This window comes from Marinobacterium sp. xm-d-530, assembly GCF_013283365.1.
GTDB lineage: Bacteria > Pseudomonadota > Gammaproteobacteria > Pseudomonadales > Balneatricaceae > Marinobacterium_E.
This window is the reverse complement of record NZ_WBYM01000002.1, coordinates 292534-310159: the sequence shown is the minus strand read 5'-3', so window position 1 is coordinate 310159 and position 17626 is coordinate 292534. Positions and strand designations below refer to the sequence as shown.

21 protein-coding genes are annotated in these 17626 nt (G+C 49.1%); 15 read left to right on the top strand and 6 right to left on the bottom strand.

All coding sequences use genetic code 11. The features are described 5' to 3' along the window. The gene (locus XMD530_RS04795) at positions 1-1056 is read left to right on the top strand and encodes a S49 family peptidase (protein ID WP_173506827.1); all 1056 of its coding nucleotides are present in this window, start codon (positions 1-3) and stop codon (positions 1054-1056) included. A 14-nt stretch (positions 1057-1070) separates the two neighbouring features. Here XMD530_RS04795 and XMD530_RS04790 read toward each other — a convergent pair whose 3' ends face one another. Beyond that, entirely contained in the window at positions 1071-1667 is a 597-nt protein-coding gene (locus XMD530_RS04790) for a nucleoside triphosphate pyrophosphatase (RefSeq protein ID WP_173481605.1), read from the bottom strand. A gap of 130 nt (positions 1668-1797) precedes the next feature. Here XMD530_RS04790 and XMD530_RS04785 point away from each other — a divergent pair, with 130 nt between their 5' ends. From XMD530_RS04785 to XMD530_RS04730, 12 genes are all read left to right on the top strand, one after another. After that, positions 1798-2304, top strand: a complete 507-nt coding sequence (locus XMD530_RS04785; protein WP_173481604.1) for a YceD family protein — start codon at positions 1798-1800, stop codon at positions 2302-2304. Between the two features lie 32 nt (positions 2305-2336). Beyond that, positions 2337-2516, top strand: coding sequence for a 50S ribosomal protein L32 (rpmF, locus tag XMD530_RS04780; protein WP_173481603.1), 180 nt, complete (start codon positions 2337-2339; stop codon positions 2514-2516). 9 nt (positions 2517-2525) lie between these two features. Then, on the top strand, positions 2526-3539 hold the full coding sequence (gene plsX / locus XMD530_RS04775) for a phosphate acyltransferase PlsX (protein WP_173483199.1): 1014 nt from the start codon (positions 2526-2528) through the stop codon (positions 3537-3539). An 83-nt stretch (positions 3540-3622) separates the two neighbouring features. Continuing rightward, positions 3623-4564 (top strand): ACP S-malonyltransferase, encoded by a 942-nt coding sequence (fabD, locus tag XMD530_RS04770; RefSeq protein WP_173498144.1) that lies wholly within the window; start codon positions 3623-3625, stop codon positions 4562-4564. Positions 4565-4574: 10 nt separating this feature from the next. Further along, entirely contained in the window at positions 4575-5318 is a 744-nt protein-coding gene (gene fabG, locus XMD530_RS04765; protein ID WP_173481600.1) for a 3-oxoacyl-ACP reductase FabG, read from the top strand. Positions 5319-5493: 175 nt separating this feature from the next. Continuing rightward, entirely contained in the window at positions 5494-5727 is a 234-nt protein-coding gene (gene acpP, locus XMD530_RS04760; protein ID WP_173481599.1) for an acyl carrier protein, read from the top strand. An 82-nt stretch (positions 5728-5809) separates the two neighbouring features. Next, positions 5810-7048, top strand: coding sequence for a beta-ketoacyl-ACP synthase II (gene fabF / locus XMD530_RS04755; RefSeq protein ID WP_173506826.1), 1239 nt, complete (start codon positions 5810-5812; stop codon positions 7046-7048). 67 nt (positions 7049-7115) lie between these two features. Beyond that, entirely contained in the window at positions 7116-8153 is a 1038-nt protein-coding gene (gene mltG / locus XMD530_RS04750; protein WP_173481597.1) for an endolytic transglycosylase MltG, read from the top strand. Continuing rightward, positions 8153-8779 carry a dTMP kinase gene (gene tmk, locus XMD530_RS04745; RefSeq protein WP_173483197.1) on the top strand — a complete coding sequence of 209 codons (627 nt, stop codon included), beginning with the start codon at positions 8153-8155 and terminating at the stop codon, positions 8777-8779. Before mltG ends, tmk begins: the two co-directional genes overlap by 1 nt. Beyond that, the gene (locus XMD530_RS04740) at positions 8776-9762 is read left to right on the top strand and encodes a DNA polymerase III subunit delta' (protein WP_173483196.1); all 987 of its coding nucleotides are present in this window, start codon (positions 8776-8778) and stop codon (positions 9760-9762) included. The genes tmk and XMD530_RS04740 overlap by 4 nt, the downstream gene beginning before the upstream one ends. After that, positions 9762-10115, top strand: coding sequence for a PilZ domain-containing protein (locus XMD530_RS04735; protein WP_173481594.1), 354 nt, complete (start codon positions 9762-9764; stop codon positions 10113-10115). Before XMD530_RS04740 ends, XMD530_RS04735 begins: the two co-directional genes overlap by 1 nt. A 27-nt stretch (positions 10116-10142) precedes the next feature. Continuing rightward, positions 10143-10922 (top strand): TatD family hydrolase, encoded by a 780-nt coding sequence (locus tag XMD530_RS04730; protein WP_173483195.1) that lies wholly within the window; start codon positions 10143-10145, stop codon positions 10920-10922. Positions 10923-10927: 5 nt separating this feature from the next. Here XMD530_RS04730 and XMD530_RS04725 read toward each other — a convergent pair whose 3' ends face one another. From XMD530_RS04725 to XMD530_RS04705, 5 genes are all read right to left on the bottom strand, one after another. Then, entirely contained in the window at positions 10928-11269 is a 342-nt protein-coding gene (locus XMD530_RS04725) for a TusE/DsrC/DsvC family sulfur relay protein (RefSeq protein WP_173481592.1), read from the bottom strand. Further along, on the bottom strand, positions 11269-11574 hold the full coding sequence (gene tusB, locus XMD530_RS04720) for a sulfurtransferase complex subunit TusB (RefSeq protein ID WP_173506825.1): 306 nt from the start codon (positions 11572-11574) through the stop codon (positions 11269-11271). The genes XMD530_RS04725 and tusB overlap by 1 nt, the downstream gene beginning before the upstream one ends. Next, a complete protein-coding gene (tusC, locus tag XMD530_RS04715; protein WP_173506824.1) occupies positions 11567-11923 on the bottom strand; it encodes a sulfurtransferase complex subunit TusC in 357 nt (118 codons plus the stop codon). The genes tusB and tusC overlap by 8 nt, the downstream gene beginning before the upstream one ends. Continuing rightward, positions 11920-12318, bottom strand: a complete 399-nt coding sequence (gene tusD, locus XMD530_RS04710; protein ID WP_173495395.1) for a sulfurtransferase complex subunit TusD — start codon at positions 12316-12318, stop codon at positions 11920-11922. Before tusD ends, tusC begins: the two co-directional genes overlap by 4 nt. 570 nt (positions 12319-12888) lie before the next feature. Then, on the bottom strand, positions 12889-13569 hold the full coding sequence (locus tag XMD530_RS04705) for a Bax inhibitor-1/YccA family protein (RefSeq protein WP_173481588.1): 681 nt from the start codon (positions 13567-13569) through the stop codon (positions 12889-12891). A 240-nt stretch (positions 13570-13809) separates the two neighbouring features. Between XMD530_RS04705 and XMD530_RS04700 the strand changes: the two genes are divergently transcribed. Together XMD530_RS04700 and XMD530_RS04695 are read left to right on the top strand one after the other, a co-directional pair. Beyond that, positions 13810-16716, top strand: coding sequence for an insulinase family protein (locus tag XMD530_RS04700; protein ID WP_371731724.1), 2907 nt, complete (start codon positions 13810-13812; stop codon positions 16714-16716). Beyond that, on the top strand, positions 16713-17570 hold the full coding sequence (locus tag XMD530_RS04695) for a DMT family transporter (protein WP_173506823.1): 858 nt from the start codon (positions 16713-16715) through the stop codon (positions 17568-17570). The genes XMD530_RS04700 and XMD530_RS04695 overlap by 4 nt, the downstream gene beginning before the upstream one ends. The last annotated feature ends 56 nt before the right edge of the window (positions 17571-17626 follow it).

Genomic DNA, 17626 nt, shown 5'->3' with positions numbered 1-17626 from the left:
GTGGAACACAATCCTTGGGGTGAAAAGCCTAGTGATTCAAAAGAGAGTATTGAGCAGGCTAGTGGAACGGTTGTGCAAACTAATGAGAAGAGTGATCAGCCTGCTGTAGACAGTACCGATTCAAAAAGCTGGCGCTTGCTTGAAAAGCTGGTTGATAACGTCAACCGTGAGCAGCGCCGATCTCGCCGTTGGGGCATCTTCTTCAAGTCTCTGACCTTTATCTATCTGTTTGGTATCGCAGGCTTTTTTCTGTGGAGTGAGAAGTTCGCCTCCATTGAGGAGATCTCTAAGCCACATGTGGCAGTGGTTCAAGTGCGTGGCGTTATTTCAGACAGCAGCGAAGCCAGTGCTGATCTGTTGATCACCTCTCTGCGCGATGCGTTTGAGGCATCTGACAGTCTCGGTGTTATTGTGCGTATTAACAGCCCGGGTGGTAGTCCTGTTCAAGCCGGTTACGTCTATGATGAGATTGTTCGACTCCGTGCACTCTATCCTGATAAGGCGGTGATGGCCGTTATTACCGATATTGGCGCCAGTGGCGGTTATTACCTAGCCAGTGCCGCGGACGCTATCTATGCGGATAAAGCCAGCCTGGTAGGTTCAATTGGGGTCATTTCAAGTGGATTTGGTTTTGTCGATTTGATGGAGAAGCTAGGGGTTGAACGCCGTGCTCTTACCGCAGGCGACAGCAAAGCACTGCTAGACCCTTTCCAGCCGCTCTCGGATCAACAGAAGCGCTTTTGGCAATCTGTGTTGGATACTACTCACCAACAGTTAATTGACGCTGTGAAGCAGGGTAGGGGTGATCGTCTTGCTGATAACCCTGAGCTGTTCTCTGGACTAATCTGGACAGGTGAACAGGCCGTTGAATTGGGTTTGGTTGATGGGTTAGGCAGTGCTAGCTCTGTTGCTCGCGAACAGTTTAATACCGATCATCTAATTGATTACAGCTACCGTCCAAACGCGGTTGAACGCTTGGCAGAGCGTCTAGGTGTTGGGGTGGCCAGTCAGGTTATGAACACTCTCGGTATAACGAGCTCTATCCAGTTCAAATAGATCGCTAATAGCGTCTATTTTAGAAGCGGGTTGATGCCCGCTTCTAGTAATAGATGGTTTAACCCAATCAGTGGCAGGCCAATTAGAGTATTAGGGTCTCTGCTCTCAATCGACTCAAACAGTGTGATACCTAACCCCTCGCATTTAAAACTGCCTGCGCAGTCCAGCGGTTGCTCGCGATCAATGTAAGCTGTGATCTCTGCGTCTGACAGTTCTCTAAAGGTCACGACAACCTCTTCTAGATACTCTCTAGTCTCCTCAGTTTGGCTGTTGAAAAGCGCCAAAGAGGTTAGAAAGCTGACACGCCGACCGCTGCACAAAGAGAGCTGGGTAATCGCTCTCTCTTTGGTTAAAGGTTTGCCAAGAATCAGCTGGTCAAGCGTAGCCAGTTGATCAGACCCTATAATCCAGTGTGCAGGGAACTCTTTAGCTAACGCCTTGGCTTTCAGTTGGGCTAAACGAGCCGCACAAGCCTCTGGAGACTCACCGGCTATTGGCGTCTCATCGATGTCGGGAGAGGCGTGTTCAAACTCATTTAAAATGCGAGACAGTAGTTCGCGGCGATATTTTGAGCTTGAGGCTAAAACGATCGGTAATTGGTGGCTTTTCATCGATATTCCGCTGCGATTTTGTGCAGATTGGGCTTTTGTTAGCTAAAGAGGCTCTAACCTAACAAATATCCTCAATTAATGGCATATATTCCTTTACAGTTGGGCTTCAGATCCCTAGAATTGCGCGCTTATGTCGAACGGCCCTCTTCCGAAAAAAGTCGACCCTCGGAAACTTGCCGAGCGGGAAGCAGTTTTAACAGGCACTATTGCACTGCAATCTATGCCTCAGCTCTGCTCCTTGCTGGTCAGTCCCTGTGGTGATGTCAATGTAGAACTGGCTTTTGCCCTTGATGAGCAGAAGCTAAGAACTGTGACCGGACAAGCGAACGTTGAAGTTCAGCAACAGTGTCAACGTTGCTTGGAGCCAGTGACATTGCAATTGGAAGCAGAGTTCAGTTTAGCCGTTGTGTTAAACGAAGAGCAGGCCAAGAATTTGCCCCGTTACTATGATCCTCTACTGTTAGAGGATGATGTAAATCTTGCAGATTTGGTCGGAGAAGAGTTGATACTGAGTTTACCAGCCGTCTGTTATCATGATGACTGTTCAGTAAAAATGTCCTTCGGCGAAGATGAGATACCTGCGGAGCAGATTGAAAAACCGAATCCATTTAGTGTGCTAGCGAGCCTTAAGAAGTAGCGCTAGTAAAGTAAGATCCAGGAGTAAAAACCATGGCAGTACAGCAGAACAAAAAGTCTCGTTCACGTCGCGATATGCGCCGTTCACACGATGCACTTAGCAACCCAACTCTTTCAGTTGAACAGACTACTGGTGAGACTCACCGTCGTCACCACATGACAGCTGACGGTTTCTACCGCGGTCGTCAGGTTGTTGCAAAAGGCGACGAGTAAGTCTTAGCCGTGCAACACAGTTATTGCATCGCTGTTGATGCAATGGGCGGGGACTTCGGTCCCCGTATTACTGTTGAGGCCTCCCTCGCAGTTCTTAAAGATCACCCTGATCTATCGATTACCCTTGTGGGTGATCAAGAGCAGATCGCTCCCTATCTTCCTAAAGACGCTAATTCACAGTTAAGCCTTGTGCATGCTTCATCGGTTATTACGGCCGATATGAGGGTAATTTCCGCTCTGCGTGAAGGCTCGGACAGCTCAATGCAGTTAGCTCTGGATCAGCTCGCATCAGGTTCGGCCTGTGCCGTTGTGAGTGCTGGCAATACGGGGGCTTTGATGGCCCTTGCGAGACGCACCTTGGGAATGATTCAGGGGATCGATCGTCCCGCTATCTCTGCAGCTATGCCGACCTTGAAAGGCGAGTGTCAGGTCGTCGATTTGGGCGCTAACTTAGACTCATCCCCAGAGATGCTAAAGCAGTTTGCTGTGTTGGGGCGCGCTTTGGTGCGGGTTACAACAGGTAGAGATCCAAAAATTGGTCTGCTTAACGTAGGCTCTGAAGAGACCAAGGGCAACGAGACGCTTCGTGAAGCGAGTGCTCAGATAGCGGAACTTCCAGAGGTGAACTACATCGGCTTTGTTGAAGGCGCTGATCTGTTTGTTGGTGAAGCGGATTTGATCGTCTGTGATGGTCTGGTCGGTAACGTGGCCCTAAAGAGTAGCGAAGGGGTCGCTAAGCTGCTAGCTCATCGACTGCGCCAGGTGTTTGCAGGTTCACTCTACAGTAAAGTCATCGCATGGCTGGCTAGCCCAATGCTGACAGCCCTGACTAAATCGCTCGATTCAGGTCAAAGAAATGGTGCACTGTTTTTAGGTTTGAATGGTCTGGTCGTTAAAAGTCATGGTGCTGCGAACGCTAATGACTTTAAGGCGGCTTTAGAAAACACTCTGAATATGCTTAAAGCCGATCTGCCTAACCAGTTGGCGGATCAGGTTGCTCAGGATCTAAACAGTTCCCCTTAAGGGTTCAGATATTCCTCATATGATGTAAACTCCGCATTAGGAATTTTTATGGAGTTAATCTCCGACAGTTAATCGAGGACAACATGTCTCAATCACTTGCATTGGTCTTCCCAGGCCAAGGTTCACAATCACTCGGTATGTTGAGTGATCTAGCTGCACAGCACTCTATTATCACGGATACGTTTAAAGAGGCTTCTGAAGCCTTAGGTCAGGATCTTTGGGCTATTGCTCAAGAGGGGCCTGAAGCGGTTCTTAATAGCACTGAGAATACACAACCCGTTCTGCTGACTTCGAGTGTCGCTCTGTGGCGTTTATGGCAACAGCAGGGTGGTGAAGCACCCTCGGTTGTCGCAGGTCACTCACTGGGTGAATACTCCGCGCTAGTTTGTGCTGGTGCTATCTCCTTGGCTGACGGTGTGCGTCTGGTTCGCCTTCGTGGCGAGTTGATGCAGGCTGCGGTTCCTGCTGGTACTGGGGCGATGGCGGCAATTCTTGGTCTTGATGACGCGGCTGTTGTGGCTGCTTGTGAGCAAGCCGCTCAAGGTGCAGTGGTCTCTGCTGTTAACTTTAACTGCCCAGGTCAGGTCGTAATTGCCGGTGAGAAAGCAGCGGTTGAGCGTGGTGTGGAAGCTTGTAAAGAGGCGGGTGCTAAACGTGCAGTAGAGCTACCTGTATCGGTGCCTTCTCACTGTGCTTTGATGCAGCCAGCAGCTGAGAAGTTGGCTGAAGCATTGGCAAAGATTGAGATTACACTGCCAGCGATTAAACTCATTCACAACGTCAATGCATCGACCTGTGAAGATGTTGCTGAATTGCGTGATCTGTTGGTGCAGCAGCTGTACAGTCCAGTGCGTTGGACTGAGAGCGTACAAGCAATGTTAGCACTGGGTGTTGATCGCACCGTTGAGTGTGGTCCAGGTAAAGTTCTGTCGGGTCTGAATAAGAAAGTCGATCGCGCATTAACCGTTTTGAATATTGGTGATTCTGCGGGTCTAGATAAAGCCCTAGAAGCACAAAATAGCTAAGGATTAAAAGATGAGTTTAGAAAATAAAGTTGCGCTAGTAACAGGTGCTACCCGCGGTATCGGTAAAGCGATCGCAGAGAATCTCGCTGCACAGGGCGCTACCGTTCTTGGAACAGCAACGAGTGAAGGTGGTGCTAGTGCAATCACTGAATACTTAGCTGCAGCCGGTAATGCGGGTAAAGGTTATGTACTAAACGTCTCTGATAAAGAGTCGGTTGATGCGGTACTGGCACAGATCCAAGAGGAGTTCGGTGCGGTTACCATTCTGGTCAACAATGCTGGTATTACTAAAGACAACCTGATGATGCGTATGAAGGATGATGAGTGGGATTCTGTGCTGAATACCAATCTTTCGTCAGTCTACCGCATGGTTAAAGGTGTTCTACGCGGCATGACAAAAGCGCGCTGGGGTCGTGTGGTCAGCGTCAGCTCTGTTGTGGCCTCTATGGGTAACGCGGGTCAAGCAAACTACGCAGCAGCTAAAGCAGGTATGGAAGGTTTCTCACGTGCATTGGCTCGTGAATTAGGTAGTCGTAACGTGACGGTCAACTGTGTTGCGCCTGGTTTCATCGATACCGATATGACGGCTGATCTACCTGAAGCACATAAAGAGATGCTGCAGTCTCAGATATCACTGTCACGTCTAGGTAAGCCTGAAGAGATCGCAGCAGTCGTTGGTTTCTTATGCAGCGAATCTGGCGGTTATGTGACCGGTGAAACGATCCAGGTCAACGGTGGTATGTACATGGGTTAAAACCCCCGTTTAGGTGTGGTTTTTTACCGTATAAAAGGTTGTAATTTCCATCAGATAGCGGATAATTGCACCCAGTTAACAATTGTTGCTTATCTTTTATGTAAGCAGCGGTTTTCTAAAATTCCCAAAGTGTCAGTATAGATACAGTGGGCGTTGAAACATTATAGGAATCGATATGAGCAATATTGAAGATCGCGTTAAGAAAATTATCGCCGAGCAACTTGGTGTTAAAGAAGAAGAAGTGACTAACGAAGCTTCTTTCGTAGAAGACCTCGGTGCTGATTCACTTGACACTGTTGAACTAGTAATGGCTCTTGAAGAGGAATTCGAAACTGAAATTCCTGATGAAGAAGCTGAGAAAATCACTACAGTTCAGCTAGCAATCGACTACGTTAACGCTAACCAGTAATCGGTTCTACGTACGTTCGAAAAGCCGCACCTGCCTAGAGTAGTTGCGGCTTTTCTTTTATTAGCCCATCGGAGAGTTTTAGATGTCGCGCAATCGAGTTGTAGTCACAGGTCTTGGTCTATTAACACCTGTTGGTCAAACGGTCGATGACACTTGGTCAAATATTCTTGCGGGAAAGAGTGGTGCAGGCCCAATTGAGCATTTTGATGCTTCGGCTTTCAGCACACGTTTCTCATCATCTGTTAAAGATTTTCAACTAGAGCCTTACCTCAACCCTAAAGAGGCTCGTAAGATGGATCTGTTCATTCAATACGGCATGGTGGCTGCTATTCAAGCAGTTGAAGATTCCGGTATTGAAGTCTCAGAAGAGAAAGCACCACGCATTGGTTGTGCCATTGGCTCCGGCATCGGTGGTCTACCAATGATTGAAAACACACACGACATACTGAATAAGTCAGGCCCTCGTCGAGTCTCTCCATTTTTCGTTCCTGGCAGTATCATCAATATGATCGCCGGTAACCTAGCCATTAAATATGGCTTCCGTGGACCGAATATTGCGATCACAACCGCCTGTACAACCGGTACCCACAACATTGGTCATGCGATGCGTATGATTCAATACGGTGATGCTGATGTGATGATCGCAGGTGGCTCTGAGATGGCGACAACGCCACTTGGTTTGGGTGGTTTTGCCGCTGCGCGTGCCTTGTCGAGTCGTAACGACGATCCACAAGCAGCAAGTCGTCCATGGGATCGTGATCGTGATGGGTTTGTGCTGGGTGATGGTGCCGGAATGTTGGTACTTGAGTCCTATGAGCATGCTAAAGCGCGTGGTGCGAAGATCTACTGTGAGTTGAGTGGCTTTGGTATGAGTGATGACGCCTACCACATGACTTCACCACCAGAGGATGGTGCCGGTGCTGCTCTGTCGATGACTAATGCGATTAAAGATTCCGGTCTGAACGTCGATCAAATCAACTACATCAATGCACACGGCACATCGACTCCGGCGGGTGATATTGCGGAATCCAATGCGGCTAAAGCGGTGTTGGGAAGCGCTGCTTCAGATGTCCGTATGAGCTCGACTAAATCTATGATAGGTCACCTATTAGGGGCTGCAGGTGCTGTCGAAGCAGCCTTCTGTGTGCTGGCTCTTCGTGATCAAGTAGCGCCGCCTACGATCAACTTGGATAACCCAAGTGAAGGCTGTGACCTTAACTATGTGGCTCACACGGCCCAAGAGGCGAAGCTATTTGCCGCTATGTCCAACTCATTTGGCTTTGGTGGTACCAACGGTACACTCGTCTTTAACAAGATCTAGCGACCGTTGAGTCGGGTGCCTATCGGCCCCGACTCATACTGATTGCTAATACTCATTGGGTTTAGGTTTGTTAAAACGAACAGTCATAGTATTTGTTGCTTTTTTTATGGTGCTTGCCTCTGTTGGGTGGAGCCAATATCAGTCCGTTCTTGATCTTCCTAAACAGCGTCTAGCGCTCCAGCAACCAACCACCTTGACGGTTCCTACTGGCTATACGGCCTCACGCTTGGTTCAAGAGCTATCCGATCGTCACTGGTTGGATGAGCCGTTCAAACTTAAGTTACTGTTTAAGCTTCAGCCAGAACTCACCAAGTTGCGCAGCGGCGAGTATGAGGTAAGGGTGGGTGATACCCTAGAGACCCTGCTTGATCGTCTCATATCGGGTCGATCTGTGCAGTATCGAGTGACCCTTATTGAGGGGGCAACCGTTAAAGAGATGCTGGCCTCTCTTGCAGACAATGAACTGCTTGAGAAAACATTGAGTGCTACGGATGCCGCCAGTTTGTCGACTGAACTGGGCCTCAATGTCGATTCATCTGAAGGCCTATTTTTAGCCGAGACCTACTATTTTGAGCGGGGTACAACGGACAAAGAACTGCTGCTTCGTGCACACAGAATGCTTAATGATGTGTTAGATAAGCATTGGCAGAGTCGTGATATAACATTGCCGCTTGAGAGTTCCTACGAAGCCCTTATTCTGGCATCTATCATCGAGAAAGAGACGGGTTTGAGTAGTGAGCGGGGGCAGATCTCGGGTGTCTTCATTCGTCGTCTCAATCGGGGGATGCGACTGCAGACCGATCCAACCGTGATCTATGGCTTAGGTGAGCGTTATCAGGGCAATCTGACACGTAAGCATTTAAAAGAGTCGACACCCTATAACACTTATAGAATTCCAGCGCTCCCTCCTACGCCAATTGCATTGGTAGGGGAGGATGCGATTGTCGCAGCGCTTAATCCTGAGCCTGGTAAGGCGCTCTATTTTGTCGCCAAAGGTGACGGTTCGCACCAGTTTTCAGATACACTAGAGCAACACAATCGCGCCGTAAGAGAGTATCAATTGAAACGTCGCAAAGATTATCGTTCTACACCAGAGGCCAACTAATGCAAGGCAAGTTCATTACACTCGAAGGTGGTGAAGGGGTCGGTAAAACGACCAACTTAGACTACATTCAAGACTGTCTCGAATCGTCGGGTATCGATCTGGTCGTGACACGTGAACCGGGTGGAACTGAATTGGCTGAACAGGTTCGTGAGCTGCTTTTGACCCCGCGATCTGAATCGATGTCCGAGATGACAGAACTCCTTCTTGTCTTTGCTGCTCGAGCACAGCATGTTGAGACCCTCATTAAACCCGCTTTGGCTGAAGGTAAATGGGTGCTTTGTGATCGTTTTATCGATGCGACTCATGCTTATCAGGGTGGTGGCCGAGCGATGAATCAAACGACTATTGATCAGCTAGAGTCGTTGGTGTTGTCCGATCTTCAACCCGACTTAACCCTACTGCTAGACCTACCGGTTGAGGTAGGTATGAGCCGTGCGCGTGCACGAGCTGCGCTCGATCGCTTCGAACAAGAGGAGATGAGCTTCTTTGGTCGGGTACGCGATCGTTACCTAGAGCGTGCAGCGGCTTCAAACGGACGCATTCGAATTATTGATGCAGAGCCTTCCATTCCTCAGGTTCAAGCCCAAATTGCGGCGGTGCTGCGTGAGTTTGGAGTTGCCTTGTGAGCATTCTTCCTTGGCAGGCAGAGTATTGGCAGCGTATTGATCAGTTGATCGCTGATAATAAATTACCTCATGCGCTGCTATTGGCTGGGCATAAAGGGGTGGGTAAACGTGCGTTTGCTGAGCACCTCGCTAAACGCTTGCTCTGTAATAACCCTAGGGGTTCAGAACCCTGTGGTCAGTGTAAAACCTGTGAGCTGATTCAGCACGAAACGCATCCGGATCTGCTTCACCTTTCACCTGAAGAGGCCGGCAAGGTGATCAAAGTTGATCAGGTGCGCGAAACCATTGATCGCTTGCACGGCACTGCGCAGCAGGGTGGTTATCGCGTCTTGATCATCGATCCTGCAGAAGAGATGAATATCTCTGCGGCCAATGCTCTGTTGAAAACCCTCGAAGAACCTGGCAATAACACACTCATTCTGTTGATTGTTCACCAGTTAGGTCAAGTGATGCCGACCATTCGTAGTCGTTGTCAAAGAGTTGAATTTAGCCTGCCTGAAGCCGGTTTGGCGACCGATTGGTTGGCCGAAAAGCTTCAGCTACCACCGGAAAAAGCCAAAGGTTACTTGGGGTTAGCGCAAGGAGCTCCATTAACAGCTTACGAATGGAAGTCCGGCGGTGCGATTGATCTTCGTGCCAATTTTCTGGGTGGCTTGGCCGATCTGTTGCGTGCACGAGTCAGCCCAGTCGCCTTGGCAGAGAAATACCAAAAAGAGGATCTGCGTCTGCCTCTAATTTGGTGGCAATCTCTGTTGGGTGATATTGTTAGAATTCAGATGGCGCAGGATGAACAGCCTCGTATCAACTTGGATATGCGTAAGATGGTGGATTCAGTTGCAAAACAGGCGAATGCAAGCCGTGTACTGAAACTCTATGAGTCAGTTCAAGTTGAATTAAACGCGATCCAACGCCACCTAAACCCCAATAAGCAGCTACTATTAGAGAAACTGTTTTTTGATTGGAAAGAGTTGAGTGTTAAGTAATGGTTGAGACAGTTAAATCAGAAAATCACGGCATCCTCGGTCTCGTTATACATACGAAAGAGGATCTCTATCGTGCTTACATGCCGTTTTTAGAGCGTGGTGGTCTGTTTATACCAACCAAAGATCAGTACGAGCTAGGCGAAGAGATCTTTCTACTACTATCGTTAATGGGGGAGCCTGATAAGATCCCTGTCACCGGCAAAGTGGTTTGGCAAACACCCAAGAATGCGCAGGGCGGTAAAGTGCCGGGGATTGGCATTCAACTCTCATCTGACGAGACTGAGCTGCTTAAGAAGATTGATACCTACCTTGCGGGTGCACACGAATCGGGCCGTCAAACCCTTACCATTTAATTTTCATCGTTTTCAAAGTTTACAATCATGTTCATCGATTCTCATTGTCACTTAGACCGTTTAGATCTCTCCAAACATAACGATTCACTGACTGAGCTGCTTAATGATGCGCGTCAACGCGGTGTATCTAAAATGCTCTGTGTCGGTATCGATATGAATCTCTACCCTGCGATGTTGGAGGCGATAGAGGGACAGTCTGATGTCTACGCTTCGGTTGGCATTCACCCATGCCACGTCGAAGAGAGTCCTTGGGATGAAGCTCAGATTCGCCAAGCGGTTGCGGCTAATCAGCGTGTCGTTGCCTTAGGTGAGACTGGACTCGATTTCTTCTATAAGACGGATACCAAAGAGCAGCAGGTAGAGAGTTTTGCTAACCACTTAAAGCTGGGAAGTGAGTTGGATCTCCCCGTCATCATTCACACACGTGAAGCGAGAGAAGAGACGCTTGAGGTGATGCAGGAGCATGCGGATCCAAAGACTGCTGGGGTGATGCACTGTTTTACAGAGACGATGGAGATGGCGATGCGCTCAATTGAGCTCGGCTTTATGATCTCTTTCTCAGGCATTATCACCTTTAAGAACGCCGCAGATCTTCGCGAGGTCGTTAAAGCGGTTCCATTGGATAAGTTCCTCATTGAGACCGATTCACCCTATCTAGCGCCTGTACCTTATCGCGGTAAACCGAACCAACCAGGTTACGTCGCAGAAGTCGCACAGTGCGTTGCTGATCTTAAAGGGCTAAGAGTAGAAGAGGTGGCTGAACGTTCAGCGGCTAACTTCCACCGCCTGTTCAAAAAAGCGGTTTAGATAACCTACAGACAGTTGTCCGGTTTAGGCAGTCCTGCAATCAGGGCAATACGTTTAACCGGGCTACCCTCGCCAGGAAAGAGCTGCATTAGGTAGATACTTTTCCCTTTATCAGCCCCCAGATGCAGTGTGGTGTATTTGATGAACGGACGCATCGCAGGGGATAGTTCAAACTCTTGATAGAACTGACGCATCAGGTCAATCAATTCCCAGTGAGCTTCTGTAAGCTCTAGATCAATGCTCTCTGCAAAGGACTCAGCCAGCTCAACATTCCACTGAGTTAAATTTTCTAGGTACCCTTCGGCATCCAATGGGTAGCTAACACCGTTAACCAGCAGATCACTCATTAGAACCAACTCACAGAGCGCGGATACTGAATCGTCAGATCGACAAACCCACCATCGCTACAGGTCGGTAATGAACTAACGACCCCACGAGCCTGGCAATCGCACTCTAAAACCGTCGCGGGGCAGGGTAGTTCTTGTAATGAACGGCTTAAGCCTTCAGAAGCCCAGTAGACGCCATTTTCGATAAGAAGTAGATGATCATCAGCCTGCAGTAGCTCAAGGCATGCATGAAGCTTGTTGGGGCTGTTAGGCGGTGTATTGACGATGTAGAGAGTGCCTCTGATCTTGTCGTTGGAGCTAGACATGGAAAATATGATCCTGTTGGCGAATGAGTAGTGCGATCTCAGAACGACTCAACGCTTTTGCCGGCAGAGCAAGCTTGTCTTGAGTAATGCCTCGCTCCTTTAAAGAGTCAGCACAATAGAACAGATCCTCTACATCGTAGAGCGGAAGCGCCTGCTGCATGGCGGAAAGGTTTTTCTGCTCTATCACTGCTGGGTTTTGATCCGGTAGCAGTTGGAACACGCCATCACCCTGAAACAGAAGAGAGACCTTCTGATCAAACAGAGCGGCAGCCAGTGCAAGGTCAGTTGCCTCTCGGGCTTGAGCGCTTCCATAAGGTGCTGAAGAGGTGATCACAAGAAACTGTTTCATGAACCAGCCCCAAAGGTAACGACACGGTCAGATTCCACCGCACTGGCGACTAGCTGCCCCAGACCCGATAGATCATAGCCGTCCGCTAAATTGTCACCCGTCTTGCTGTAGCGGCTACTCTCCGCTGAGTTAATAACCCCACGCCGTACCGCCGCCGCAATGCAGACAACAGCATCCAGTGAGTGTTGAGTAACAAACTGCTGCCACTGCTCAGGCAGGTTTAACTCATCTTGCGGAGCAACACTGTGACTGGTCGCATTGTGAACCCCAGCACCATAAAAAAATAGGCGCTCAATGCTATGACCCGCCTTCAAAAGCGCACGAGCAAAGCGCAAAGCGGTATAGCTGCTCTGATGATCGATCGGCGCGGATTGAATGATGAGGGTGTATTTCATGGAGAGAATTCTAACAACTTATTTTTGATAGGCACATCTTTGTGGGTGTTTTGTTATTGAAGATCAAAAGCGAATACCCAGCCTAAAGGCTGGCCATTGGCACTTTTTGGTCAGCAAAAAGTACCCAAAAACTGACCACGCTCACTCGGCCTGCGGCACGCTCCGTTCAATGCTTTTTCACTGAAGTCCAATAGGACACTGCAAAGTCGGCTCCTGCCTCCGTTGCAGACTTCGGCCATCCGGGCCTCAGCCGATTGAACTCTTAACCGTGAAAAACCATCGTACTCACTCTCGATCGGACGTGGACGACTGGCACGAGATTCGAATTTGGCACTGTTGGAGCGGTCTTGAAAAGGCCGCGATTGGTATCCATTAGAGTTTATCTAAAAGCACCAGTGACTGGCTTCAGCCTGTCATCTGCTTTATCGGTGTTTTCCAGATTGGCAGTAAAGTCTACCATCGGTTGACAGGCTGAAGGCCAGTCACCGAAAAGATCGCCACATCTTCTATATAGCTCCAACAAAAAATCCCCGCAATTGCGGGGATTTTTAAAGAAACTAAAACAACAAATTAGTCGTCGTTAAACGCACCCACTAGGCTCAGTAGGTGAACAAACAAGTTGTAGACGTTTAGGTAGAGACCCACCGTCGCCATGATGTAGTTGGTGTAGGTACCGTTGATGATGTTGCTTGTATCGTACAGAAGGAAGCCTGCCATTAGGAAAACAACCGCAGCAGAGAAAGCAAGCTGCATGCCTGATACATCCACACCGAACAGAGGCAGGATGAACATCGCAAGCATTGCTACGATCAGTACGATAGAGCCTGCAGCTAGGAATCCACCCATGAAGCTAAAGTCACGGCGGCTAGACATGACGTAGCCTGTTAGACCGAAGAAGGTTACTGCAGTCATACCCAGAGCCGTCGCTACAATTTGACCGCCATTAGGAAGTGCTAGGTAGGAGTTAAGGATAGGGCCTAGACCAAAACCCATTAGACCTGTGAAAAGGAAGGTCAGTGGGAGTGCAGCGGCTGTATTCTGCTTCTTGTTGATGACAAAAAGCATAATGAAGCTGACAATGATGCTTCCTAGGTAGACGATAAACGGTGGGTTGATCGCCATAGAGATAACGGCAGTGACGGTACTGAATACCATGGTCATCGCAAGCAACATGTATGTGTTGCGAATCATTTTATTGGTATCGCGTACGGCACCCTGTGCTTGTGTGTTGATACTGTCGTAAGTGGCCATAATGTCCTCTTCTCGTTGCTGGTTTGGTTCGGTTTATTTCAACCTGAACGCTTTAGTTTTATAGCTCTCTATAATGTTGAGCATTTTACTCAAGATTTCAAGTTTTTAGTTATGATTTTTAACCTTAACCCCCAGTAAATATGGGGCTTTTAAGTAATATCGAATGGTTCGAAGTGGATGCTTAAATGATTCAATGCCGGTACAATTCTGCAATAAATTTTTATTAAAGGGTTGTTCGGTTTGGCACAAGCACACGAGAGTTTTCAATTTATCCGTTCAGAAATGATCAACTCGCTCGGTATCGAGATGAGTGAGTATGAGCACAAGGCGACAGGGGCTAAGCACTTCCACCTTGCAACTGACTATGATGAAAACGTCTTTTTAGTGGCCTTCAGAACCATGCCTGAAGATTCAACCGGGGTGGCTCATATCCTCGAACATACAGCGCTTTGTGGTAGTGAGCGTTTTCCCGTTCGTGACCCCTTCTTCATGATGACGCGTCGATCATTGAATACCTTCATGAACGCGTTTACCAGCAGCGATTGGACTGCGTACCCCTTTGCCAGCCAGAACCGTAAAGACTTTTTCAATCTCTTGGATGTCTATCTTGATGCTGCATTTTTCCCGCGTCTCGACCCATTAGATTTTGCGCAAGAGGGACACCGTGTAGAGCTAGCGGAAGCGGGTAATCCAGAGTCGGACCTGCTCTTTAAAGGAGTCGTATTCAACGAGATGAAGGGGGCCATGAGCTCAACCACATCGGTGCTGTGGCAAACGGTATCTAAATACCTGTTTCCAACGACGACCTACCACTACAACTCGGGTGGTGAACCTGCGGATATTCCGGATCTGACCTACGATCAGTTAAAAGCCTTTCATGAGACCCACTATCACCCAAGTAATGCCATTGTCATGACCTTTGGTGATATTCCCGTTGACGAATTACAGCGTCGCTTTGAAGAGCAGGCGTTTAATCGTTTTGAACGACTCGATGCTGAATTGAGTGTGGCCGATGAGAAGCGTTACTTTGCCCCGATCAAGGTGGAAGAGGCCTACCCACTGGATCAGGGTGAGACAGAGGGGAAGACCCATCATGTCCTCGGTTGGTTGACCAAGCCTTCGATCGATCTTAAGGCAGAACTTGAGGGGCAACTTCTGTCACGCGTTCTGTTGGATAATTCCAGTTCACCCCTGCGAGCCGCTCTAGAGTCAACAGATTTAGGAGCTGCACCTTCACCGCTTTGTGGTATCGAGGACTCTAATCGCGAAATGTCATTCCTCTGTGGTATCGAGGGGAGTGAGCCTGAGCGAGCGGCGCAGTTTGAGCAGCTGGTGTTGGATACGCTGCAAGAGGTGGTTGATCAGGGTGTTGATCCATCCGTTGTGGCCGCCCAACTGCACCAGTTGGAGCTTCAACAACGAGAAATTACTGGTGATCACTACCCCTTTGGTATGTCGCTAATCCTAGCCTCCCTATCAAATGCGATTCACCGTGGTGATGCCATTGCGAGCCTCAATATTGACTCTGTTCTGGATCAACTACGAGAGGAGATTAAAGACCCTCAGTTCATTCCGAATCTAGTAAAAACTTGGTTGCTCGATAACCCGCACCGTGTGCTACTCACTCTAAGGCCTGATACCGAATTGAGTCAGCGTAAAGATCAGGCTGAGGCGGATCGTCTGGCCCAATACAAACAGAGTTTGAGTCGTGAAGCGTTAGAGTCGATCGATGCGCTCGCTAAACAGCTCGAAGAGCGTCAAACCCAAGCCGATGACCCTTCACTGCTGCCAAAAGTGACTTTAGAGGATGTTCCTGTTGAATGTCACTTCCCGGTAGGTGATCAGGTCAATGATTCCACTACTTGGTTTACAGCCGGCACCAATGGCATCGTCTACCAACAGCTGCTGTTTGATCTGCCAGAACTAACGGCAAGGCAGCAGACCCTTCTACCACTCTACACTCAGTGTCTAACGGAATTGGGTAGTGCTGGCCGAACCTACAAAGAGCACCAGGCATTGGAGAGTGCCATCAGTGGTGGAATCTCAGCTTCTATCAATGCGCGAGCGGCGACCGATGATGCGACACAACTGCGCGCTATCCTGATCTTATCCGGCAAAGGGTTGGTTGTTAATCAAGCGGCACTCTCTGAGTTGATGGCCGATATGTTGGTTTCAGCACCTTTTAATGAGACGGCTCGTATTGCTGAGTTGCTAAACCAGAACGCGTCTCGAAAAGAGCAGTCTGTTACTGGGCAGGGTCACTCGTTAGCGATTTTGGCCGCCAGTGCAGGTCTAGCACCTGGGGCCGGTTTCTCACACGCCTCTAGAGGTTTGCCATCGATTAAATTGGCCCGTGAGTTGGCTGATCAATCCAGTGATGAAAGCCAGTTGAACGCCCTGGCTGAAGAGCTTAGAGGCATTCACCAAGCAATAATGGCCTCTAGCCCTAAAGCGCTGTTAGTGGCTGATTCAGAGCATAAAGAGAGCTGTCTGCGCCAGTTTGAAAAAGAGTTCGCGCGTCTATCCTCTGGTTCGGTCGATAAGCCTTTCCAAGTATCGGCTGAAGCGCCAGTGAAGCAGCAGGCTTGGATTGTTAATACACAGGTAAACTTCTGTGCCAAGGTCTTCAGGACCGTTACTGTTGCGCATCCAGATGCCGCCGCGTTGACCGTTGCTGGTGAGATTCTCCGCAACGGTTACCTGCATCGTGCCATTCGAGAGCAGGGTGGTGCTTACGGTTCGGGTGCTAGCCAAGACAGTGGTGACGGGCTATTCCGTTTCTACAGCTACCGTGATCCAAACAGCATCGAGACGATCAACCATTTCGATCAATCAGTGGCTTGGTTGCTTGACGGTGGTGCGGATTCTGAAAAGTTGGAAGAGGCAATCTTGGGTGTGATCAGTTCGATCGATAAACCGGGTTCACCGGCTGGCGAAGCTAAAGCGACTCACCTGAATGCGCTCTTTGGCCGTACACCGGAACAACGCATGGAGTATCGCTCAAGAGTGTTAGCTGTCACCTTAGGTGATATTGAGCGCGTCGTTAATCAGTATCTATCAAACCCTGAAGAGGGCTATGAAGCGATTGTGACCAGCGCTAAAACGGCAGAGACTCTCTCTGACGACTACCAGCGATTCTCGTTGTGAGTGAGCAGGGGCCGAACCAGCTCTTAAAAGGAGTTCTGTTAGTTATTTTTGCAGAAGCTGTCTTGGTGGCTACCGGTGTGTTAATTCGAACCGTTGCTGAGGCGCTCTCGGTTGCACAGTTGGTCTTCTTACGAAACGCCTTTGGTCTACTCATTATGCTACCACTGGTGTTGGGTGCGAAGGGGATCTCGCTGAAAACCTCACGCATCAACCTTCATTTGGGTAGGGCTCTGGTTGGTGTCTCTGCTATGTCCTGTCTCTACTATGGCTGGACCCATCTTCCTCTGGGTACGGCAGCCCTATTAAAACAGACGGCACCGCTGTTCATGCCTCTGCTGGCGCTCTGGTTCTTGAAAGAGAAGATCCACCCCATTCTTTTTTGGTCCCTACCGATCGGGTTTGTTGGGGTAGCACTAGTCCTTAATCCGGCCAATGCCGGTTTGCAACTGGCAGTATTGATAGGCCTTGCTGGTGCTGTGCTGGGGGCTCAAGCAAAAATTTTCGTGCGTAAAATGAAAGATACAGAACCCTCTCGCAGGGTGGTCTTCTACTTCTCGCTATTTGCGTCACTATTCAGTGCACCCTTTGCACTGCAGGGGTGGGTGGCACTGGGCTGGTTTGAGTTAGCGGGTGTTATTGGAATCGCTGCGCTATCGACCTTGGCGCAACTCTCAATGACTAAGGCATACCATAGCGCCCCCGCTGGTTATCTTGGGCCATTCACCTACAGCTCAGTCATCATAGCCAGTCTGGTCGGTTGGTTGTTGTGGGATGAGACTCTAGCAACCTTAACGATTGCCGGTATGGGGTTGATTGTGTTGGGTGGGGTGATGACGTTGAAAGCGAAAGCCTAGTTTGGGCAGATTGCCGGTGACTGGCTTTAGCCTGTCACCCGCTCTTTTAGTTTACT